The following is a 20,137-nucleotide window of genomic DNA, read 5'->3' as shown; positions in this document are numbered from 1 at the left end:
CCGCCTTCCAGCGGCGCAGGGCGACGAGGCCGGCCGCGTACCGGCGGCGGGCCAGGTGGCGGCCGACGTCCGAGTCCGGGCCGAGGAGGACGAACAGCTCGGGGGTGGGCGGGTTGTCCCGGTTGGCGGCGGTGGGGACACGGCCGGCCGCCGCGGCGGCGAGCTCGGCGACGCTGGCCCAGGGGCTGCCGCCCGCCGCTCCCCCGGTGGTGCGGGCGTGGGCGGCGGAGACGAGCTCGCACAGGGAGCGGTAGCCGGAGCCGTGACAGCCTCCTCGGGCCAGCACGACCACGCGGCCGGCGTCCTCGTCCTCACTCCACCGGACGGCCAGGTCCACGCCCACGATCGGGGTGATGCCGTGGCGCAGGCAGGCGCCCACGTGTTTGGCCATGCCGTAGAGCCCGTCCCGGTCGGTGCAGGCCAGCAGGTCCATGTCCGCGGCCGCGGCGGCGGCCACGAGGTCCTCGGGCCAGCTGACCCCGTAGTGGGCGCTGAACGCGGAGGCGACGTGCAGGTGGGCGAAGGGTGCGACGGTGCGGCCGGCCGCGGCGGCCCGGCTCATGCCGACCGCCTCAGGTCCTGGGCGTGCTCGTGGACGCGCACGAGCCGCCACCGGCCGGAGTCCAGGTGGTGGGCGACGTCGAGTGTCTGCAGGGGCGCGGCGCCGGCCCGGGCCAGGCGGACCTGCAGCCGCCACATCTCGTGGTCCACGAGACCGGCGCCGCGGCCCTTCTCCGCGCGGACCTCCTCCGCCCACCAGCGGCGCCGCTCGAACCAGCGCACGGGGCGCTCTGCGAGGACGTAGTCCCGCCCGTTCCAGCGCAGCCCCTGCGGGGTGCCGTCTGCCCCGCACTCCACCGCCACCGACTGTGTGAGGACTCCCATTCTGCTTCTCTCCCTGTGCACTGCTGACCGGACCGACGACGGGGTGCCGTCGGGCGATGGGAGCGCGGCCCGTCCGGCGGACCGGACGCGGGGAAGAAGTGGGAAGGTGGGGCCGCACCCCCGATCGTACTCGAACATGTGTTCGAATGCGATGGGTGCGAACGTAGGGCAGCCGCCGGACACGTTAAGGACGAACCGGCCCCGAGACAGGAGGGGCCGAGTCCTGGCCGTGGGCCTTGAACCCGACCCTGGGGCGCACATGCACGAGAAAATCGTCTCTTGGGCTGGAAGAAGTGCGCCGGCACGGTCCTGTGGACAATGCGAGCAGGACCACAATCCGCCTGCGTATACTCCGAACCAACCGGGCCTCGCATGCCACGGGCAGCGCGCTGCGGGATCAGCGCGGGAGGCGCGGACACACGACGGACGTCCAGTTGGAGGGGAAATGTCTCTCACCGCACCCGGGCGCGCCCTGCGCCGCCACCGATTCGCCCAGGCCGGCACGCTCAGCGTGGCCCTGGCGCTCGCACTGACCGCCTGCGGCGGGCAGTCCGAGCCCGCCGAGTCGTCGACGACGTCGCCCTCGTCCGCCAAGCCCGCCGTCGAGACGTCCGCGCCCGCGAGTACGAGTGAGACCGCAGGCGTCAGCTCATCCCCCACGGCCACGGAGAGCGGGTCCGGCAAATACGTTCCCGCGTCTGCCGACGGTCCCGCTCAGAACGTGCCCAAGCCGGAGATGCCCGCCGCCATGAAGGAAGAGACCAAGGAGGGCGCCGAGGCGGCGATTCGCTACTTCTGGGAGGCGACTTATTTCCTGCAGCAGACGGGTGAGCCCCAACCCCTGCAAGAGGTGTCAGGCAAGACTTGCAAATTTTGCGAGCAGTACAAGCAGTCAATGACAGGTCTATATGAGAACGACGGATGGATGTCTGGCGACGGCCCAAGCATCACCTCCATGGCGACCCAGCCATCTACAGACGGATATATAGCAACACTTCTCATCGATCTGAGCCCTGAGACTGCCCGTGACTCCCAGGGAAAAGTTCTTCCCGGCGGAGAGGTGTCAGCCTCACCTGAAAGTCCGTGGATTGCAGAACTTTCCTACGCAAGTGACCTTGGACATTGGGTCGTAGACAGCATGACGCTCGAGTCTCCAGCCGGATGACCAACATGAAACCTAGGCTTTTCCTATGCGGTTTCGCTCTTACCTCCCTGCTCCTTACCGCACAGCCCGCCGCCTCCGAAGAACCCGTAGTCAAATGCGGCACCCAGGGAAATTCCTATGGAATAGGCGACAACGCCGTGAAGTCTGAAGTAAATTGCACCGATCCATCGGAGATTTCTTCACCTGGAACAGACGGTGCAAACTCGCCGGCTCCCGTGGCATCCCACCTAGAGCACAAGACGGTCAGTGCGTGCATCCCAGGACAGCTCGGCAACTCGGATTTCGAGAGCTGCCGAGAGCAGGAGGACAACTTCTGCCCCGAGGGTTCATGGATCCGGGCGCAGACCATAGACACTCGTCAGCCTGATGCTAATCCCGTCTATGGCGCCCCCAAATGTTGGACGGCTAAGGCCTCCAGCAACGGCGCCCCGCCCGTCTCCATCGACGAGGTCCGCACGCTCCTCGTGCTGGAGCCTGAGATCCGGTCGGACAACGGCGGACGCGGGATCCGCAATGCGGAGACCAACTTCTACGCAGACGCCGAGACGCGCACACTCGTCACCACCCTCAACGGGGTCGAGGTCGAACTCCGCGCCACGCCGGTGAGCTTCCACTGGGACTACGGGGACGGCTCCCCCACCAAGACCACCTCAGTCGCAGGCCAGAGCCAGCCGGAGTTCAACGTCCCCACCCCCACGAGCCACGTGTACGAGGACACCGGGCAGTACACGGTCCGCCTCACCACCGTGTACATCGGCGAATACCGGGAGGCCGGGGGCGAGTGGGTGCTCATCCCGGGCACCATCAGTCTCGACTCAGCCCCCGTCACTGCGAACATCTGGCGCACCATCACCCGCAATGTCGCCGATGACTGCAGCGTCGACTCCTCAGCCTGGGGCTGCACCGGCCCCATCGAATCCGCTCCGGCCGGCTGAGCACAGACCGCGGGGCGGCCGACGGTCTCCCGTCCACCGCCCCGCGGCCCCCTCGTCGGGCGGGTGCGTCAGACCCGGCGCGCCCGCCCCCCGGGTCAGGAGCACGAGTCCCGCGCCGAGGGCCGCGAGCGCTCCGAGCGCGCCCGCCGGAACGTCACGCCCGGTCTCGACCGTGTCCGGGGTCGTGTGGGTCTCCTCCCCGCCCGTTCCCTCACCCGGCTCCTCCCCGGCCACGGGGGCCGGAGTGTCGACGGGCTCCTGCTCGGCGGGCGGCACCGGGTCCGCCTCGCCGGGAGACGGGGCGTCCTCCCCCGCCGGCATGTTCAGGGCCCGGGGCTTCTGCCCGTCCGCGAGCGACTCAACGCGTGCATAGAGGTCGGACCGCTCCGCGTCCTGGGTGATGATGACGTCCTCACTCTTGGTCACACCGTCCAGCGACCAGTCGAGGACGAGGCGGTCGTCGGTCGGGTATGTCGCGTCGGCGAGGTAGTGAAACCCGGTGAAGAAGTCCAACGTGGTGTCGCGCCAGAGGGCACCCCAGCGCGGACCCCACGAGAGTTCCGCGACCGCCGCGTCGTCGCCCAGGCCTTCGGACCGGAACGGCAGCAGCACGCCCGGCTCGGCGTGCTCCAGCGTGAGGAACCGCTCGGGGTAGTCCCCGAACACGGGGTCGGCCAGGCTGTGCTCGCCCCACGCGTAGACGAGCCCGGCAGAGGGGCCTATGTCGCCCTCCGGAGTGCCGGCGGCCTCGTCGTAGAGGGCGGCGGCCACCGGGGTGCCGTCCACGGACAGGGTGAACAGGAGATGACCGTCTCCAGCCTCACCGCGGCACCGCGTTCCCGCGCGTCACGGGAAGGTCATCCTCGTCGCCCCGTCCCTCAGAGCAGCGTGCCCTGCTGCTCTCCCATCTCCTGGGTGAGCTCCGGCCCATTGTTCCGGACATTCCCCACGGCGCTCCCCACGGGCCGCAGCGACCAGCCCGCCGCGACGTCGTACGCGCCGGCGCACACCTGGCCCACGAGGGCGTCGGCTTCTTCGGCGGACCCGAGCGTGTCCGGGGTGAGCCACCGGTCCATCGTCTCGGCGTCCATGGGCACGGGCATCCGGTCGTGCAGCTGGCCGAGTGCGGCGAGCACCGGATCGTCGTCGTCCGCGTCGGGTGCGGCCATGGTGAGGATCGTCGTCGAGAGGACCCAGGCGTCCTCCCCCGCGGCCTGAGCCTCGGGGTCCTGCCACCACTCGTACAGGCCGGCGAACCAGATGACCGGCCCCTCGCCGTCCCCGGCCCCGGCCGGGTGCACGTAGTAGGGCTGCTTCTTCGCGGCCCGCCCGTCGGGACCCTTGGCGCCAGGCTCCGGCGTCTTCCACTCGTAGTAACCCTCCACCGGCACGGCGCAGCGGCGGGCGCGGACGGCGGCCCGGAACGTCGGCTTGGAGGCCACGGTCTCGGAGCGTGCGTTGAACGCACGGGACCCCACGGACAGCTCCTTCGCCCACGGCGGCACCAGGCCCCATCGGGCCACGTGGATCCGCCGGGTCACCCCGGCACCGGCACCGCCGTCGCCCCCACGGGAGCCTCCTGCGCCGACGTCGTCCACGTGCGCCACGAGGATCGGCACCTCGGCTGTCGGCGCCACGTTCCAGCTCTGGCGCAGCACCAGATCCTCATTCGTCTCGGCGTCACCCAGGGCCACCAGATCGCTCGTAGCGCGGGCCATCACGTAGCGGCCGCACATGTCAGCGGTCCCTCCCGTCCCGGCCGCGCTCGACATACATCCACGCGATGCCGAGGGCGAAGCCCATCGACGCCCAGCCGGTCACGCTGCCCCAGGGCCTCTCGGTGCCCAGTCCGAACACCACGCCCAGGCCGACGCCGATCAGCAGCCCCACCAGCGGGATGCGCCACTGAGCGAGCGCCCCGGTGCCGTTCCGGGCACCGGCCGGAGCCGCGTTCGCCTCGTCCTCGTCTATGCCATCTCGTGCCACGGTTCGCCCCTCCGTTCGCATCGGTGTTGCGGGTCAGGTTGCAGTCTCCCCTGGCCGCCGCGGTGACGCCACACATCAGGACCCCGGCTGCTCACCGATGCGTCGCACAGGGTCCTGTGATGGGATGGGCAGAACGAGCCCGCACGCCGCGCCGCCCCACGCATGCGCGGCCTCGGGCAGATCCCCACCACCAGGAGGAACAGCGTGTCCCAGAAGGTCCGCGGCGTCGTCGCCATGGCGAAGGACGCCCCCGTCACCATCGAGACCATCGTCATCCCCGATCCGGGACCCGGCGAGGCCGTCGTCGACATCAAGACCTGCGGCGTCTGCCACACGGATCTGCACTACCAGCAGGGCGGGATCGGTGACGAGTACCCGTACCTGCTCGGCCACGAGGCCACGGGTGTGGTCTCCGCGATCGGCGAGGGCGTCGACCACGTCCAGGTCGGCGACACCGTGATCCTCAACTGGCGCGCCGTGTGCGGCGAGTGCCGCGCGTGCCGCAAGGGCGAGCCGAAGTACTGCTTCAACACCCACAACGCGACCCAGAAGATGACCCTGGAGGACGGCACGGAGCTGTCCCCGGCCCTGGGCATCGGGGCGTTCGCGGACAAGACGCTCGTCCACGCCAAGCAGTGCACCCAGGTCGACGGCGTCGACACGCCCGAGGAACAGGCCGCGGTCGGCCTGCTCGGCTGCGGGATCATGGCCGGCATCGGCGCGGCCATCAACACCGGCGAGGTCAAGCGCGGCGAGTCCGTGGCCGTGATCGGCTGCGGCGGCGTCGGCGTGGCCGCGATCGCCGGGGCGAAGCTCGCCGGCGCCACCACGATCATCGCGGTGGACATCGACGCCAAGAAGCTCGCCAAGGCGAAGGAGCTCGGCGCCACCCACACCGTGAACTCGAAGGATGAGGACCCCGTGGAGGCCATCCGCGCGGTGACCGGCGGCTTCGGCGCCGACGTGGTCATCGAGGCGGTCGGCCGCCCGGAGACCTACGAGCAGGCGTTCTACGCCCGGGACCTGGCCGGCCGCGTCGTCCTGGTGGGCGTGCCCACCCCCGGCATGGAGCTGAAGCTGCCCCTGCCGGAGGTGTTCGGCCGCGGCGGCGCGCTGAAGTCCTCGTGGTACGGCGACTGCCTGCCGGAGCGCGACTTCCCGATGCTCGTGGACCAGTACCGCCTGGGCCGCCTGCCGCTGGACGAGTTCGTCACGGAGACCATCGCCCTCGATGAGGTGAACGAGGCCTTCGAGACGATGAAGTCCGGCGACGTCCTGCGCTCGGTGGTGGTGCTCTGATGGCGCGCATCGATCACCTGGTCACCTCCGGCACGTTCTCCCTGGACGGGGAGACGTTCGACGTGGACAACAACGTGTGGATCGTCGGCGGCGCGGAGCAGTGCGTCGTCATCGACCCGGCCCACGACGCCTCGGCCGTCTGGAAGAAGGTGAACGGCCGCCAGGTGCTGGCCATCGTCCTCACCCACGGCCACGATGACCACATCCGCCAGGTCCAGGAGTTCCGCCAGATGGTGGACGCCCCCGTGCTGCTCCACCCCGCGGACCGCATGCTCTGGGACGACGTCTTCCCCGACGAGGAGCCCGACGGCGCGCTCGCCGAGGGCGACGTCCTGCGCGTGGCCGGCGTCGAGCTGCGGGTGCTGCACACCCCCGGTCACTCCCCCGGCTCGGTCTGCCTGTACGCACCCGCCCTGGGCGAGGCCGGCGACGACGGCGCCCCGACCGGCGTCGTGTTCTCCGGCGACACCCTGTTCCAGGGCGGGCCCGGCGCCACCGGCCGCTCGTACTCGGACTTCGACACGATCATCGAGTCCATCCGCGAGCGCCTGCTCCCGCTGCCGGAGGCCACCGTGGTCCACACCGGCCACGGCGACTCCACCACGATCGGCACGGAGAAGCCGCACCTGCAGGAGTGGATCGACCGCGGCCACTGAGGACGCGCCGAGGTGGGGAAGAATGGTCCCCCGTGACCATCCTCCCCGCCTCGCCCCCTCCCTCCGTGATCCTGCTCGGCGGCGCGTCGGGCTCCGGCAAGTCCTACCTGGCCCGGCGGCACGGTCGGCCCCACCTCTCGCTCGATGCGTTCTACCGTCCGCAGTCCGACGACGGCGCCGCGGGTGGGCCCGGCCCCGTGTTCCCGCGCACCCCGTACGGTGAGATCGACTGGGACCACCCCGGAACGTGGGATGAGCAGGCGGCCGTGGACGCCGTCGTGGAGCTGCTCGAGGAGGGCGCCACGCGCGTGCCCGACTACGACATCTCCACGTCCTCCGTCCGGGGGCACAGCACCGTCGCGCTCGAGCCGGGCGGGGTGATCGTGGCGGAGGGCATCTTCGCCGAGCGCATGCCCGCCGCCCTGGACCGGGCCGGGGTCCACTACGCGGCCTGGTACATCGACCAGGCGCGGACCACGACGGCGGCCCGCCGGTTCGTGCGCGATGTCGCCGAGCGTCGCAAGCCGGTGCCGTTCCTCGTGCAGCGGGGATGGTCCCTGTATCGGACGGACGCGGCGCGCCGGGCGGCGGCCGTGGCGGTCGGCTTCACCCCGCGGCGCAAGCGGGAGATCATCGCCGACCTCACGGCCTGACGGCGAGCTGCTCGTCCACGACCTCGAGCCCGGCGGCGCCGGCCCACGCCGTGTACTCCTCCCGCAGGGCCGCGGCGAACGCGGGCACGCTCACCCCGGGGCGCACGTCCTCGGCCGCGCCCGCCGTGCGCGGGTCCATCTCCAGGCCGAGCTCCCGGTAGACGTCGACGAGCACGGCCCGCAGCGGGGCGGGGTCGGACACCACCACGTGGGTGGAGAACAGGAACGCCCCCTTCACCACGCGCTGCGCGGAGCCGGCCAGCTTCACCGGGTATGTCGGCGCAGGCCCCTGCACGGAGAACTCGCCCGGGCAGTACTCCCCCGGGATCTCGCCCACGGAGGCGGGCACGTCCATGCGGGCGAACGCCCGCACGAACAGGTCGGCGAACTCGGCGAACCGGGCCTGCTGCGTAAGCGCCGCATCCTCCTGCTGGCTCAGGTGGTCCACCACCAGGCAGCCGTGATGGTAGGCCGCCGCCCGCCCGCCGGCCCGGCGCACCACCGGCTCGAAGCCGTGGGCGCGGGCCGCCGCGGCCGCGGCCTCGAAGCCGGGCAGCCGCACGTCGCGCTGGCCGAACGCGACCGTCGGTTCGGGCACGTAGACGCGGATCAGGTCGTCGAGGGCCCTTCCCTCGGCCGCGGCGGCGCGGAAGACGGCCAGCTCGTCCATGGCCCAGTCGAGGTCTTCGACAGCCCCGAGGGTCCGCTCCTGCACGGCCCAGCGCAGCCGGGGAGCTGCGCTCACAGGCCGCCCTCGACCGGCCAGGAGCGCAGGGTGAGGGTCTGCTCGACGTGGGCGAAGGGGCCGTCGTCGTCGTGGAGGACGGTGCTGGTCAGGCCCACGCCGTCCGGGCCCACCGTGACCTGCCCCGCGAGGCCGAGCCAGTGGCCGGTGGGCTCGCGGTACAGGTGGATCTGCAGGTCCACGTTGGGGAAGAACCACCCGCCTGGCTTCGCCGGCAGGGCCGGGGCGATCCCGTTGGCCGCATCGGTGAGGCTGATCAGGCGCACCAGGTCGCTCGTGCTCTCCCCCGCCACCATCTCGCGGTCCGTGGTGAGCCACACCCGGCCGTGGCCCGGCCCGTGGCCGGGCAGGACGACGCCGTCGAGGGAGGCGATGTACCCGCCTCCCCATCCGTGGAGCGCGTTGTGCGCCTGCGCCTGCGAGCGCGGCGGGAGGGGCTCGTCCGGCAGCTGGGCGACGGCGGAGGTGTCCGAGGTGGACAGCAGCCAGGCGCGCAGGGTCAGCACGGTGCGGCCCCGGGCGTGGAGCACGGACTCCACGAGCTCGATGGTGCGGCCCGGACGCAGGGTGCGCGTGACCACCTCGAGCTCGCCCGACCAGAGCGTGCCCAGGATGTCGTAGGAGAGCCGTCCCACCCGCAGCCCGGGGGTGGTCTCGTGCGCGGCCACCTCGTGCAGCAGCAGGCCCGAGACGGCGGCCATGTGCATCTCCTCCTGCCGCCATGCGCCCTGGGCGTGCACGGTGGAGCGCACACGGGAGGTGCGGACGCCGTCGGCGTCCACGGTGGGCTCGCCGAGGCGGACGTAGAAGGCCAGGGGATCGTCGGCGACGGAGGTCGCGGGGGTGGAGGTGATGTCGGTCATGGGCCGAAGTCTGCCAGAACGACGACGGCCGGTGACGTCCCCGCGGGGATGTCACCGGCCGTCACGGCGTGGGCCCAGCCGGGGTTCAGCGGCGCATGACCTTGCGGGCGATGCCGTTGCCGATCAGCTGCAGCGCCTGGACGAACACGATCACCACGATCACGGCCAGCCAGGTGACCTCCGGGCGGAACCGGTTGTAGCCCTCCACGATGGCGAAGTTGCCGACGCCGCCGCCGCCGATGATGCCCGCCATCGCGGACATGTCCACGAGCGAGATGATCACGAACGTGAAGCCGAGGATCAGCGGGCCGAGGGCCTCGGGCAGCACCACGGTGCGCACGATCCGCATGCGGGAGGCGCCCATCGCGCGGGCGGCCTCGATCACGCCGGGGTCGAGGGAGACGAGGTTCTGCTCCACGATGCGGGCGATCCCGAACGTGGACGCCCAGATCATGCAGAACACCACGGCGGTGTTGCCGATGCCGCTGCCGAGCACCGCGATGGTCAGCGGCTGCAGGGCGGCGATGAGGATGACGAACGGGATGGGCCGGATCAGGTTCACGACGAAGTTCGTGACCAGGTAGACGGCACGGTTGGCGAAGATGCCGCCCGGGCGCGTGGTGTAGAGGACGAGCCCGATCAGCAGGCCGAGGATGCCGCCGAGGACGAAGGCCCAGCCGACCATGTAGAGGGTGTCCCCCACGGCGGTCAGCAGCTCGGGGCCGTAGTACCCCCAGTCGAGGTTCTGGAATCGTTCGATCACTGGTGCACCTCCTGCACGTCCCCGGCGCCGGCCAGCTCCGCGACGAACGCGTCCACCGCGGCGGCCTCGCCCGTGAGCGCCACGGTGAGCAGGCCGTACGCGGAGTCTTTGGTGGCGGACATGCCGCCGTGGACGATCTCGAAGCCCACGCCGCGCGTCGATGCGGTGCCGAGCACGGCCGAGACCGCGGCGGAGTCCTTGAGCGAGACCATGATCAGCCGACCCTCGGTGCGCGCCCGGATGCGGGCCACCTCGTCGGCATTCGGCCGGTCCTTGAGCGCCGTGGCCACGAAGGACGCGGCGTCGGCGGAGTGGGCGGGCCGGGAGAAGAGGTCGTAGACCTTGCCGGTCTCCACCACACGGCCGGTGTCCATCACGGCGACACGGTCGGCGATCGAGCGGATGACCTCCATCTCGTGGGTGATGGCCACGATCGTGACCCCGAGCTCCTCGTTGACGCGGCGCAGCACAGAGAGCACCTCGTGCGTCGTCGAGGGATCCAGGGCGCTGGTGGCCTCGTCCGCGAGCAGGATCTCCGGCTCGGCGGCCAGGGCGCGGGCGATGCCGACGCGCTGCTTCTGGCCGCCCGAGAGCTGCTCCGGGTAGTGCTTGGCCTTGTCCGCCAGGCCGACGAACTCGAGCAGCTCCGCCACGCGAGCGCGGCGCGTGGAGCGCGGCCAGCCGGCCGTGTCCAGGGCGAACTCGATGTTCCCGGCCACCGTGCGAGAGGTCAGCAGGTTGAACTGCTGGAACACCATGCCGATGCGGGTGCGCAGCGGACGCAGCTTGGCCTCGGAGAGGTGGGACACCTGCTGGCCCAGCACCGTGACGGTGCCCGAGGTCGGCTTCTCCAGCCCGTTGATCATGCGGATCAGGGTGGACTTGCCGGCGCCGGAGAAGCCGATGACGCCGAAGACCTCGCCGCGGTTCACGGTGAGCGAGACGTCGTCCACGGCCTTCACCCCGGCACCCTTCTTGCCCCCGAAGACGCGGCTGACGTGGTCGAAGACGATGACCGGCTCCCCCGGGGCGCCCTCAGAGGGGCGCCCCGGGGTGACCGCGTCACGGTCGGACGTATGGGAACCTGCCATGGATCAGGCGCCCTGCTTCGCGATCGCGTCCTGGTACTGCTTCAGGGTCTCGTCGATCTGGGCGGCGTCGAGCTGCACCGGCACGCTGGTGCCGGAGGAGAGCTTCGCGGACTCGTCCAGCACGGCCTGCTCGTGGTACAGGGCCGCGATCTTCTTGTAGGTCTCGTTGTCGCGGTCCTCGCGACGCACGGCGAAGCCGTTGACGAACGGCTTGGCGGAGTCGGCCTTGGGGTCGTCCTTGAACAGGGCGGTGTTCGTGTCGATGCCGGCGTCGGCCGAGAACGTGTTGTTGATGACCGAGCCCTGGACGGACTCGAGCGCGTTCACGGTCTGCTGGGCGGCCACGGTCTGGACCTTCACGGTGGAGGCGGCCTCGTCGATGTCCTTGGGCTCCGGGCGGATGGTCTCGTTGGACAGCTTCAGCAGGCCGGCGGCGACGAGCACGTTGATGGCGCGGGCCTGGTTCACGGTGTCGTTCGGGATGGCGACGGTGTCGCCCTTCTTGAACTCGGAGACGTCCTTGTACTTCTTGGAGTACAGGGGCAGCGGGATGATCTCGGTGGTCCCGATCAGCGTCAGGTCCTTGCCGGAGGCCTGGTTGTAGTCGGCCAGGTAGGCGATGTGCTGGAACCAGTTCATGTCGATGTCGCCGTTGTCCAGCGCCGGGTTCGGCTGCGTGTACTCGGTGAAGTTGCGGATCTCGACGTCGATGCCGTGCTTCTCCTTGGCGAGCTTCACCAGGGCGCGGTGCGTCTCGTTCTCGGACACGACGCCGATGCGCACGGTCTGGGCGCCGTCGTCGCCCTTCTTCTCGGCCTGCGAGTTGCAGGCGGTCAGGGCGAGCGCGCCGACGGCGGCCAGGGACAGGCCGGCGAAGGAGCGGCGGGAGATGTTCGAGGGGGTCGTCATGGGGTTCTCCTTGGAGGACGGTGCGACGTCGCCGACGCGGGTGGGCACGGCGGGTGCGGAACGGTGCGGGGTAGGCCGTGCGGTGGGTGGTTCCCCGCGGGGCACAGCACGGCCTACCCCGCGGGAGACGCCCCGAGCCGGAGGCCGGGATCCTTTCGAACGCTGCTCTTGCCCGTCCCCCAGTCACCGCGGGCTCCCCTCGAGGGGTCTGCACGCAGCGGAGGCGGGCCGCTTCTCGGTCCGTTGCCACCCGTGAACATGGGGTTGGCGAGCGGCTCGTCGTGGGACCACGTGGACCCGCCGAGGCGGGATCCACAGCCGCTTCTCCTGAAGCTGGGCCCAAGCCTATCGCAGCGTGTGCGCTCCAGCCGGCGTGATGGTGACGCGCAGCGTCATACTGCGGGGACCGGGCACCGGAGTGTGGTGCATCTCGCGAGACGACGACGGCCGGTCGCCTCCGTGGGGAGGCGACCGGCCGTCGTCGGGACGGGGCTCAGGCGAGCGGGATCAGAAGTCCCAGTCCTCGTCCTCGGTGTTCTCGGCCTTGCCGATCACGTAGGAGGAGCCGGAGCCGGAGAAGAAGTCGTGGTTCTCGTCCGAGTTCGGGGAGAGCGCGGAGAGGATGGCGGGGTTCACGTTCGTGGTCTCGGCCGGGAACATGGGCTCGTAGCCCAGGTTCATCAGCGCCTTGTTCGCGTTGTAGTGCAGGAACTTCTTCACGTCCTCGGCCAGGCCGACGGCGTCGTAGAGGTCGTGGGTGTACTCGACCTCGTTCTCATACAGCTCGAACAGCAGCTCGAAGGTGAACGCCTTGAGCTCCTCCCGCTTCTCCTCCGGCAGGGTCTCGATGCTCCGCTGGTACTTGTAGCCGATGTAGTACCCGTGCACGGCCTCGTCGCGGATGATCAGGCGGATCAGGTCGGCGGTGTTGGTGAGGCGGGCGTGCGCGGACAGGTACATGGGCCAGTAGAAGCCCGAGTAGAAGAGGAAGGACTCGAGCAGGGTGGAGGCGATCTTCTTCTTGTACGGGTCCTGGCCGTCATAGCGCTCCACGATCAGGCGGGCCTTGGCCTGCAGGTTCCGGTTCTCACGGGACCAGCGGAACGCCTCGTCGATCTCCGGGGTGGAGGCCAGGGTGGAGAAGATCGAGGAGTACGACTTCGCGTGCACCGACTCCATGAACGCGATGTTCGTGAGGACGGCCTCCTCGTGCGGGGTCATGGCGTCCGGGATGAGGGAGACGGCGCCCACGGTGCCCTGGATCGTGTCCAGCAGCGTCAGGCCCGTGAACACGCGCATGGAGAGCAGCCGCTCCTCATCCGTGAGGTGGGACCAGGACTGGACGTCGTTGGACAGCGGCACCTTCTCCGGCAGCCAGAAGTTGTTGACGAGGCGGTTCCACACCTCCACGTCCTTCTCGTCCTGAATGCGGTTCCAGTTGACCGCCTCGACGAGGTGGGACTGCTGGGTCTCGGTCACGGCAGGGCACATCCTTCAGAAGAATTCGTTGGGAATCCGCGGATTCCGGGGGCTCGCGAGAGCACGGTCAGCGGGGCGCGGGTCCGGGACAGTCTAGGCCCGCAGGGGCAGCGGCAGCCACTCGGACGGGTCCGGGCTCACGACCTCGTCGGCCCTCCCCGTCCGGGTGCGCCGGCTCCACTTCGAGGCGGGAAATCGAGCGCACCCGCGCTCGGAAGCGCGGAATACGCCGGATTTCCCGCCTCGAAGGGCCGGCTGTCAGAGCATGCAGCTCACGCAGCCCTCGACCTCGGTGCCCTCCAGCGCGAGCTGGCGCAGGCGGATGTAGTAGATCGTCTTGATGCCCTTCCTCCACGCGTAGATCTGTGCGCGGTTCAGGTCACGGGTGGTGGCCGTGTCCTTGAAGAACAGCGTCAGGGACAGGCCCTGGTCCACGTGCTGTGTCGCCGCGGCGTACGTGTCGATGATCTTCTCGTAGCCGATCTCGTACGCGTCCTCGTAGTACTCGAGGTTCTCGTTGGTGAGGTACGGCGCCGGGTAGTACACGCGGCCGAGCTTGCCCTCCTTGCGGATCTCGATCTTCGAGGCCACCGGGTGGATCGAGGAGGTCGAGTTGTTGATGTAGGAGATCGAGCCCGTCGGCGGGACGGCCTGCAGGTTGCGGTTGAAGATGCCGTGCTCCATGACGGAGGCCTTCAGCTCACGCCAGTCGTCCTGCGTGGGCAGGGCGATGCCGGCCTCGGCGAACAGCTCGGCGACGCGCTCGGTGGCGGGCACCCACTCCTGGTCGGTGTACTTGTCGAAGAACTCCCCCGAGGCGTACTTCGAGTCCTCGAACCCGCCGAACCGCTGGCCGGTCTCGATGGCGATCCGGTTCGAGGCCCGCAGCGCGTGGAACAGCACCGCGTAGAAGTACATGTTCGTGAAGTCGATGCCCTCCTCCGAGCCGTAGTGGACGTGCTCGCGCGCCAGGTAGCCGTGGAGGTTCATCTGCCCCAGGCCGATGGCGTGGGAGGCCGCGTTGCCCTTGGCGATGGACGGCACCGACTGGATGTCGGACATGACCGACACGGCCGTCAGCGCACGGATCGCGGTCTCCACGGACCGGCCGAAGTCCGGCGAGTCCATGGTCTTGGCGATGTTCATCGAGCCGAGGTTGCACGAGATGTCCTGGCCCACGTGGGCGTAGCTCAGGTCCTCGTTGTACTCGGAGGCCTCGGAGACCTGCAGGATCTCGGAGCACAGGTTGGACATGGTGATGCGGCCCTTGATCGGGTTCGCGGCGTTCACGGTGTCCTCGAACACGACGTACGGGTAGCCGGACTCGAACTGGATCTCGGCGATGGTCTGGAAGAACTCACGCGCGCTGATCTTGGTCTTCTTGATCCGCGCGTCGTCGACCATCTCGTAGTACTTCTCGGTCACGGAGATCTCGGAGAACGGCACCCCGTAGACGCGCTCGACGTCGTACGGCGAGAACAGGTACATGTCCTCGTTCTTCTTCGCCAGCTGGAACGTGATGTCCGGGATCACGACGCCGAGGGAGAGGGTCTTGATGCGGATCTTCTCGTCCGCGTTCTCGCGCTTGGTGTCGAGGAAGCGGTGGATGTCCGGGTGGTGCGCGTTGAGGTACACCGCGCCGGCGCCCTGGCGCGCGCCGAGCTGGTTGGCATAGGAGAAGGAGTCCTCGAGGAGCTTCATCACGGGGATGACGCCGGAGGACTGGTTCTCGATCTGCTTGATGGGCGCGCCGTGCTCGCGGATGTTGGTCAGCGAGAGGGCCACCCCGCCGCCGCGCTTGGACAGCTGCAGGGCGGAGTTGATGCCGCGGGCGATCGACTCCATGTTGTCCTCGATGCGCAGCAGGAAGCAGGAGACGAGCTCGCCGCGCTGCTTCTTGCCCGAGTTGAGGAACGTGGGGGTGGCCGGCTGGAAGCGGCCGGCGATCATCTCGTCCACCAGATGGGTGGCCAGCTCCTGGTCGCCCCGGGCCAGGTGGAGGGCGACGACGGCGACGCGGTCCTCGTAGCGCTCGAGGTAGCGCTTGCCGTCGAAGGTCTTCAGGGCGTACGAGGTGTAGAACTTGAACGCGCCGAGGAAGGTCGGGAAGCGGAACTTGGCCTTGTAGGCACGGTCGAACAGGCCTCGGATGAACTCGAACGGGTACTGCTCGAACGTCTCGGTCTCGTAGTAGTCGTTCTTCTGCAGGTAGTCGAGCTTCTCCTCCAGGTCGTGGAAGAACACCGTGTTGGTGTTGACATGCTGCAGGAAGTACTGGCGAGCGGCCGCGTGGTCGGCCTCGAACTGGATGCGACCGTCCGCGCCGTAGAGGTTCAGCATGGCGTTGAGCTCGTGATAGCCGAGGTTCTGCCACTCGGCGGGCATGTTCTTCGCCTGGCGGATGAGGTCCGCCTCGGTGGGTGCGGTGATGGTCATGTCCACAGTCCTTCCAGGCCGCCGCGGACGCGTTCGACGTCGTCGGGCGTGCCCATCAGCTCGAATTTGTACATGAGGGGGACCTGGCACTTGCGGGAGATGATGTAGCCGGCCAGGCAGTAGCCCTCATGGAAGTTGGTGTTCCCGGACGCGATCACGCCCCGAATCCAGTGACGGTTCTCTGGGACGTTGAGGAACTTGATCACCTGCTTCGGGACCGCGCCCGGCCCGCTGCCCCCGCCATAGGTGGGGGTCATCAGGACGTACGGGGCGGTGGCCCCGAGGGTGGGCTCCCGGGTGATCAACGGCAGTCGAGCCACCCGGTCCTCGGGCAGCTCCAGCTTCTCGACGAAGCGGTGCGTGTAGTTGGAGGCGGAGGAGAAGTAGATCAGTCCCGCGTCGGTGGGGACGAGCCCCTGCGCCTCGGCCGAGCGGATGTGGCCCGGGTCCGCGGCGACGGTCATGTCGACTCCGGTCAGGCCACCGATGCCGCGGCGGACTCGGCGAGCTCGGCGATCTTGTCCGGGCGGAAGCCGGACCAGGAGTCGGTCTCGGTGACGACGACGGGGGCCTGCATGAAGCCGAGGGCACGGACGCGCTCGAGGGCGGCGGGGTCCTGGGACATGTCCACGACCTCGTAGGCGATGCCCTTCTTGTCCAGTGCACGGTAGGTGGCGTTGCACTGCACGCAGGCCGGCTTGGTGTACACGGTGACGGTCATGGCGATCCCTATTCCTTCGTGGTCTCTGGTGGTCTACGGGTGCCGGCGCGGCGTCCGCGAGGTGAATCACGGGGCGTGCCGAACATCTGCGTCGATACTACATCTAGTGATCTCGGCCGGGAACCATCCCTACATGTAGTAGTCACACCACTGTAGTTACGTATCCCCACCCTCTGCCCATCCTGTCCACACCCTGCTGTGCGAGACGATCCGCGCGGACATGCGGGACACGCCGGGACCGAGGTCGACTGTCCACAGCCGGTGGAGATCTCGGGGCCGGGTTCCCACAGCCGGAAAGTCGAGTTCGCCACGTCCGCGGGCGGCGTGTCCGACCCCCGCGGACCACTACATGTAGAAGCCCGCCACCGTCCGGCGTCGGAATACCCCGTGACCACCGCGGGTTGCCCCGGCATGAGCACCTCCCCCACCGTCACCCGCAATGACGCCGAGTCCCGGTACGAGCTCCACGACGGCGGCACCCTGCTCGCCGTCCTCGACTTCCGGGACAACGGCGCGGCCGTCTCCCTGAACCGGGCGTTCACCATCCCCGTGCACCGCGGCCGGGGCCATGCCGCCACGCTGACCGCCGGCGCAGTCGAGGACATCGAGACGAACGGCGGCCCCGCAGGGGGCCGCCGCATCGTGCCGATGTGCTGGTACGTCGCCCAGTGGTTCGACGAGCACCCGGAGAAGAGCGCGCTGCTCGCGCCCCGCTGACCGGAGCGGTCAGGCCGCGACGCGGTGCCGGCGCACCACGGCCAGGACGCCTGCGGCCAGCACCGCGACGGCGACGGGCCACGCCGCCGGACCACGCCCGGTCTCGACCGCGTCCGGCACCGTGTGCTCGCCCTCGGCCGGCTCCGCGGGGGTCTCGGGCTTCGCCGGCGAAGTGGGGGTGTCGGGATCGGCCGGCTGGCCCGGAGCCGGAGCGTCGTCGAACAGGCCGGCCACGGGAAAGGTCACGAACCCCGGGATCCGCCCGTTCTCCCAGTCATAGAGGTCCACGCGGGGATCGCCGAACCGCACGGTCACCGTCCGCGTCGTCGTCACACCGTCCCTCGCGGCCCGCAGGGTGACGGTGTCGGATCCGGTGAAGCCCTCGGGCGCCTGGTACACGTAGCCGCGCGGCCCGCCGGTCTCCTCCTCCGTCACCTCGACGACCCTGCCCTCGGCCGGGCCCGCGACGAGCGTCAGCGGCGCCACCGCATCGCCCGTGTACGAGGAGATGAACGCGTGTCGCTCCCCCGGCGCCGCGAGCAGGGTGGTGTCCCAGGCGGTGGGGAGCATGTGGAAGCCGAGCTCATGACGCTGGTCGGCGCGCAGCGGCTCGCCCGGGTCAGCGTCGGTGAGGTCGGCGTCCGGGCCGTAGGTGAGGGCGGCCACCTCGCCGCCCAGGACAGAGAGGGTGTAGACGACGGGACCGGTCCCCGACTCGCCCAGGCTCCGCCGGGCCGCGGCGACGTCGAAGTCACCGCGCTCCAACTCGTCGTCGTACGTGAATGGGACCTCGGTCTCGGCGCCGCGGGCATCCCCCTCCAGCACCGGAGCAACCGTCAGGCGGACGTCGGACTCGTCCACCTCGAACTCGGTGCCGAAGGAGGCACCGGCCTCACCCTCCGCGCTGGCCACGACTCCTCCAGGGGTGCGGCGCTGCGACGGGCCGAAGGGTTCCCCGGCTCGGACGCCCGAGGTCGACCGGATGCCGCACTCGCTGCGTCGGCACGAATCTACGGCGCACGGACGTGATGCGGATCACCGTCCGGTGACGAAGCGCTATCGACTCGGTCACGGCGTCGCCCGATGCGGATCGGGCCATCCGACCGACGCGGCGCGTCAGCGGGATGCGCTGGGCGAGGGGCTGGCCCCGGAGGAGGGGCGCGGGGTGGGCTGCGCCGTGTCGGCCGGGCTGGGCGACGGGCTCGCCGATGCGGCGTCCCGCCCCCGCTGGTCCTCGGCGTCCCGGCCGGACGCGCTGGCGGAGCCCGACGCGCTGGAGGAACTGGACGAGCCCGACGACGGCAGCACCGGCTTCTGGGTGGCGCGGAAGTTGCGCACCCGCTGCAGCGGCTCCGGGACGAAGTCCGAGGGGACGGAGCCGCCGTTCGCGCCGGTGCCCTCGATCTTGATGGGGCCGGTGAACCCTGACGGGTCCGCCGTGCGCGCCCCGCTCGACCCGATCACGCCCATCTCCCCGAGCGTCGCGGCCAAGCTCTCCAGCTCCTTGCGATGGCCCTCGACCACGCTGGAGGCCAGCTCCTTCGCCGCGTCGTCCGAGCCGTCCTCCGCCTCCGTGGCGGAGATCGTCAGCGCGCCCTGATAGAGGCGGCGCATCTGGAGCAGGTAGATCCGTCCCGCCTCCTCCGGCTCGGCGGCGGCCAGCACGTTCTTCTCCCGGTCAGACAGGAGTCCGGCACGCAGCTCGTCGCCCACGATCTCGGTCGGCTCCGCGTCCTCCGTGGACTCGGGCTGCGCAGACGGGGTCGACTCGGCACCCGCACCGCGCACGTCATCCGAGGGGACGCCCCAGCCCTCGAGCATCGACTCGAGCCGGCCCGCTCGCTCCTCGTGCTCGGACTTCATCCGTTCGGCGGTGGCCCGGATCTCCTGGTCCACGCCGTCCTTGCCCAGCACCTCATCGGACTGCTGGATCGCGTCGCGGTGGTTGCGCAGCAGCAGACCCGCGAACTGGATGTCCGCGGCGAGCGGGTCGGCGGACGTCTGGCTGGGGCTGGCCAGCACGCCCTCCAGGTAGGTGTTCCCCGCCTCCGTGCCACCGGTCTGTCCGGGCTCCTCGGCGACGCTGCAGCCGCCGGTGGCCAGGGTGATGCTCAGGAGCACCCCTCCGACGGCCACGCTCCAGCGGCGGGGGCGCACGCGGGCGGGGGCGATGTCGGCTCGGCTCATGGGCGCAGGTCCTCTCGGCGGTCGTCACCCGGTCACGGGGTCAATGGCGGTCCGACGCGGTCGGCCGCCCTGGCCTCCCCAGGGTACCCCTCCGACCTCCCGGCCCCGGGGCCGCCGCGGCCTCAGGCGACGCGGGTGGCCTGCACCACCCAGTTGTTGAAGGCGTTCCCGGCCATCCCGGTGCCCGGCACGAGGTCGCACGTGATCAGCGTGACCTTCGCATCGTCGCCCCCGGGCTCCCATGCCCAGCGGTTCGCCGGATCCTGGGTGAGCGCCTCCTTCTCCACCGAGACCGCGTCCGCATCCGCCTCGAAGGCGGCCTGCGTGCCGTCGTCGTACGTCACCACGACGACGGCGCCCGCCCGCACGTCGCCCAGGTTCCAGAACACGTCCCGCACGCCGTAGTAGACGACGTGCCCGGCCAGGACCCCCGCGTACGGGGAGCGCTCCCCCGGCGTGGTGCCCCACTGCGGCGGACCGTACCAGCCGACCGTCTGCGGCTCCGGGTCCAGGTCGCCGCCCTCGTCCAACTGCGTCAGGTCGATCCCCGCTCCGACGATCTGCTCGCCGTCCTGGTGGACGTCCACGTGCACGGGCGTCGCCGTGATCTCGTCCCACGGGGCGGCGGGGCCGGAGAGGTGGGCGGC

23 protein-coding genes are annotated in these 20,137 nt (G+C 70.1%); 6 read left to right on the top strand and 17 right to left on the bottom strand.

The features are described from left to right. A partial coding sequence (locus tag J1M44_RS08165; RefSeq protein WP_206480840.1) for a PHP domain-containing protein occupies positions 1-562 on the bottom strand: 562 nt, incomplete at its 3' end. Then, positions 559-885, bottom strand: coding sequence for a DUF6504 family protein (locus tag J1M44_RS08160; RefSeq protein ID WP_036338972.1), 327 nt, complete (start codon positions 883-885; stop codon positions 559-561). The genes J1M44_RS08165 and J1M44_RS08160, both read right to left, overlap by 4 nt. A gap of 721 nt (positions 886-1,606) precedes the next feature. Between J1M44_RS08160 and J1M44_RS12025 the strand changes: the two genes are divergently transcribed. Next, positions 1,607-2,050 (top strand): DUF6318 family protein, encoded by a 444-nt coding sequence (locus J1M44_RS12025; RefSeq protein WP_238693541.1) that lies wholly within the window; start codon positions 1,607-1,609, stop codon positions 2,048-2,050. A gap of 464 nt (positions 2,051-2,514) precedes the next feature. Next, positions 2,515-2,985: a PKD domain-containing protein gene (locus J1M44_RS08150; protein ID WP_004167595.1), complete on the top strand. Its 471-nt coding sequence runs from the start codon at positions 2,515-2,517 to the stop codon at positions 2,983-2,985. Here the strand turns inward: J1M44_RS08150 and J1M44_RS11740 are convergent. The 3 genes from J1M44_RS11740 to J1M44_RS08135 all read right to left on the bottom strand — a co-directional run bounded on the left by J1M44_RS11740 (position 2,938) and on the right by J1M44_RS08135 (position 4,971). Continuing rightward, entirely contained in the window at positions 2,938-3,771 is an 834-nt protein-coding gene (locus J1M44_RS11740) for a hypothetical protein (protein WP_241252883.1), read from the bottom strand. The two genes, J1M44_RS08150 and J1M44_RS11740, sit on opposite strands and share 48 nt — an antisense overlap. 92 nt (positions 3,772-3,863) lie before the next feature. After that, the gene (locus tag J1M44_RS08140; RefSeq protein WP_126859775.1) at positions 3,864-4,721 is read right to left on the bottom strand and encodes an SOS response-associated peptidase; all 858 of its coding nucleotides are present in this window, start codon (positions 4,719-4,721) and stop codon (positions 3,864-3,866) included. 1 nt (position 4,722) lies between these two features. After that, positions 4,723-4,971 (bottom strand): hypothetical protein, encoded by a 249-nt coding sequence (locus tag J1M44_RS08135; RefSeq protein WP_144824129.1) that lies wholly within the window; start codon positions 4,969-4,971, stop codon positions 4,723-4,725. A gap of 204 nt (positions 4,972-5,175) precedes the next feature. Between J1M44_RS08135 and J1M44_RS08130 the strand changes: the two genes are divergently transcribed. From J1M44_RS08130 to J1M44_RS08120, 3 genes are read left to right on the top strand one after another with little or no spacing between them, the layout of a single operon-like run. After that, positions 5,176-6,270: an S-(hydroxymethyl)mycothiol dehydrogenase gene (locus J1M44_RS08130; RefSeq protein ID WP_144824130.1), complete on the top strand. Its 1,095-nt coding sequence runs from the start codon at positions 5,176-5,178 to the stop codon at positions 6,268-6,270. Continuing rightward, on the top strand, positions 6,270-6,926 hold the full coding sequence (locus J1M44_RS08125; protein WP_036313191.1) for an MBL fold metallo-hydrolase: 657 nt from the start codon (positions 6,270-6,272) through the stop codon (positions 6,924-6,926). Before J1M44_RS08130 ends, J1M44_RS08125 begins: the two co-directional genes overlap by 1 nt. Positions 6,927-6,958: 32 nt before the next feature. After that, positions 6,959-7,579: a uridine kinase family protein gene (locus J1M44_RS08120; protein WP_098471640.1), complete on the top strand. Its 621-nt coding sequence runs from the start codon at positions 6,959-6,961 to the stop codon at positions 7,577-7,579. Here the strand turns inward: J1M44_RS08120 and J1M44_RS08115 are convergent. From J1M44_RS08115 to nrdH, 9 genes are all read right to left on the bottom strand, one after another. Continuing rightward, positions 7,569-8,324: a lipoyl protein ligase domain-containing protein gene (locus J1M44_RS08115; protein WP_144824132.1), complete on the bottom strand. Its 756-nt coding sequence runs from the start codon at positions 8,322-8,324 to the stop codon at positions 7,569-7,571. The two genes, J1M44_RS08120 and J1M44_RS08115, sit on opposite strands and share 11 nt — an antisense overlap. Then, positions 8,321-9,187 (bottom strand): thioesterase family protein, encoded by an 867-nt coding sequence (locus J1M44_RS08110; protein WP_144824134.1) that lies wholly within the window; start codon positions 9,185-9,187, stop codon positions 8,321-8,323. The genes J1M44_RS08115 and J1M44_RS08110 overlap by 4 nt, the downstream gene beginning before the upstream one ends. Positions 9,188-9,272: 85 nt before the next feature. Then, entirely contained in the window at positions 9,273-9,950 is a 678-nt protein-coding gene (locus tag J1M44_RS08105) for a methionine ABC transporter permease (protein ID WP_126859779.1), read from the bottom strand. Beyond that, the gene (locus J1M44_RS08100) at positions 9,947-11,041 is read right to left on the bottom strand and encodes a methionine ABC transporter ATP-binding protein (RefSeq protein ID WP_206480839.1); all 1,095 of its coding nucleotides are present in this window, start codon (positions 11,039-11,041) and stop codon (positions 9,947-9,949) included. Before J1M44_RS08100 ends, J1M44_RS08105 begins: the two co-directional genes overlap by 4 nt. Positions 11,042-11,044: 3 nt before the next feature. Beyond that, complete coding sequence (locus J1M44_RS08095) at positions 11,045-11,950, bottom strand: MetQ/NlpA family ABC transporter substrate-binding protein (RefSeq protein ID WP_080556403.1); 906 nt, start codon at positions 11,948-11,950, stop codon at positions 11,045-11,047. 507 nt (positions 11,951-12,457) lie between these two features. Next, positions 12,458-13,441: a class 1b ribonucleoside-diphosphate reductase subunit beta gene (gene nrdF, locus J1M44_RS08090; RefSeq protein ID WP_241252880.1), complete on the bottom strand. Its 984-nt coding sequence runs from the start codon at positions 13,439-13,441 to the stop codon at positions 12,458-12,460. Between the two features lie 246 nt (positions 13,442-13,687). Next, complete coding sequence (gene nrdE / locus J1M44_RS08085; RefSeq protein WP_390895748.1) at positions 13,688-15,814, bottom strand: class 1b ribonucleoside-diphosphate reductase subunit alpha; 2,127 nt, start codon at positions 15,812-15,814, stop codon at positions 13,688-13,690. Positions 15,815-15,861: 47 nt separating this feature from the next. After that, a complete protein-coding gene (nrdI, locus tag J1M44_RS08080; RefSeq protein ID WP_010078803.1) occupies positions 15,862-16,329 on the bottom strand; it encodes a class Ib ribonucleoside-diphosphate reductase assembly flavoprotein NrdI in 468 nt (155 codons plus the stop codon). A gap of 11 nt (positions 16,330-16,340) precedes the next feature. After that, complete coding sequence (gene nrdH / locus J1M44_RS08075; RefSeq protein WP_036313172.1) at positions 16,341-16,586, bottom strand: glutaredoxin-like protein NrdH; 246 nt, start codon at positions 16,584-16,586, stop codon at positions 16,341-16,343. 411 nt (positions 16,587-16,997) lie between these two features. Between nrdH and J1M44_RS08070 the strand changes: the two genes are divergently transcribed. Further along, complete coding sequence (locus J1M44_RS08070) at positions 16,998-17,303, top strand: GNAT family N-acetyltransferase (RefSeq protein ID WP_144824138.1); 306 nt, start codon at positions 16,998-17,000, stop codon at positions 17,301-17,303. A 9-nt stretch (positions 17,304-17,312) separates the two neighbouring features. On the opposite strand, the gene J1M44_RS08065 is transcribed toward J1M44_RS08070, so the two are convergent. The 3 genes from J1M44_RS08065 to J1M44_RS08055 all read right to left on the bottom strand — a co-directional run. Then, positions 17,313-18,215: a hypothetical protein gene (locus J1M44_RS08065; protein ID WP_241252879.1), complete on the bottom strand. Its 903-nt coding sequence runs from the start codon at positions 18,213-18,215 to the stop codon at positions 17,313-17,315. 204 nt (positions 18,216-18,419) lie between these two features. After that, the gene (locus tag J1M44_RS08060; protein ID WP_144824140.1) at positions 18,420-19,490 is read right to left on the bottom strand and encodes a DUF305 domain-containing protein; all 1,071 of its coding nucleotides are present in this window, start codon (positions 19,488-19,490) and stop codon (positions 18,420-18,422) included. Positions 19,491-19,612: 122 nt separating this feature from the next. Continuing rightward, the coding region (locus tag J1M44_RS08055) for a class F sortase (RefSeq protein WP_206480838.1) at positions 19,613-20,137 on the bottom strand (525 nt) is incomplete at its 5' end.

Origin of the sequence: Micrococcus sp. KRD128 (assembly GCF_017168395.1) — a bacterium.
Classification (GTDB): Bacteria; Actinomycetota; Actinomycetes; order Actinomycetales; family Micrococcaceae; genus Micrococcus; species Micrococcus luteus.
This window is presented reverse-complemented; position numbering and strand designations above follow the sequence as displayed.

What these genes read in the sequence shown, in the direction of transcription:
- J1M44_RS08160 (WP_036338972.1), bottom strand. Translation starts at nt 885, where the DNA reads ATGGGAGTCCTCACACAGTCGGTGGCGGTGGAGTGCGGGGCAGACGGC.
- J1M44_RS08140 (WP_126859775.1), bottom strand. Translation starts at nt 4,721, where the DNA reads ATGTGCGGCCGCTACGTGATGGCCCGCGCTACGAGCGATCTGGTGGCC.
- J1M44_RS08125 (WP_036313191.1), top strand. Translation starts at nt 6,270, where the DNA reads ATGGCGCGCATCGATCACCTGGTCACCTCCGGCACGTTCTCCCTGGAC.
- J1M44_RS08110 (WP_144824134.1), bottom strand. Translation starts at nt 9,187, where the DNA reads ATGACCGACATCACCTCCACCCCCGCGACCTCCGTCGCCGACGATCCC.
- J1M44_RS08100 (WP_206480839.1), bottom strand. Translation starts at nt 11,041, where the DNA reads ATGGCAGGTTCCCATACGTCCGACCGTGACGCGGTCACCCCGGGGCGC.
- J1M44_RS08095 (WP_080556403.1), bottom strand. Translation starts at nt 11,950, where the DNA reads ATGACGACCCCCTCGAACATCTCCCGCCGCTCCTTCGCCGGCCTGTCC.
- nrdF (WP_241252880.1), bottom strand. Translation starts at nt 13,441, where the DNA reads ATGTGCCCTGCCGTGACCGAGACCCAGCAGTCCCACCTCGTCGAGGCG.
- nrdE (WP_390895748.1), bottom strand. Translation starts at nt 15,814, where the DNA reads ATGCCCGCCGAGTGGCAGAACCTCGGCTATCACGAGCTCAACGCCATG.
- nrdI (WP_010078803.1), bottom strand. Translation starts at nt 16,329, where the DNA reads ATGACCGTCGCCGCGGACCCGGGCCACATCCGCTCGGCCGAGGCGCAG.
- nrdH (WP_036313172.1), bottom strand. Translation starts at nt 16,586, where the DNA reads ATGACCGTCACCGTGTACACCAAGCCGGCCTGCGTGCAGTGCAACGCC.
- J1M44_RS08070 (WP_144824138.1), top strand. Translation starts at nt 16,998, where the DNA reads ATGAGCACCTCCCCCACCGTCACCCGCAATGACGCCGAGTCCCGGTAC.
- J1M44_RS08060 (WP_144824140.1), bottom strand. Translation starts at nt 19,490, where the DNA reads ATGAGCCGAGCCGACATCGCCCCCGCCCGCGTGCGCCCCCGCCGCTGG.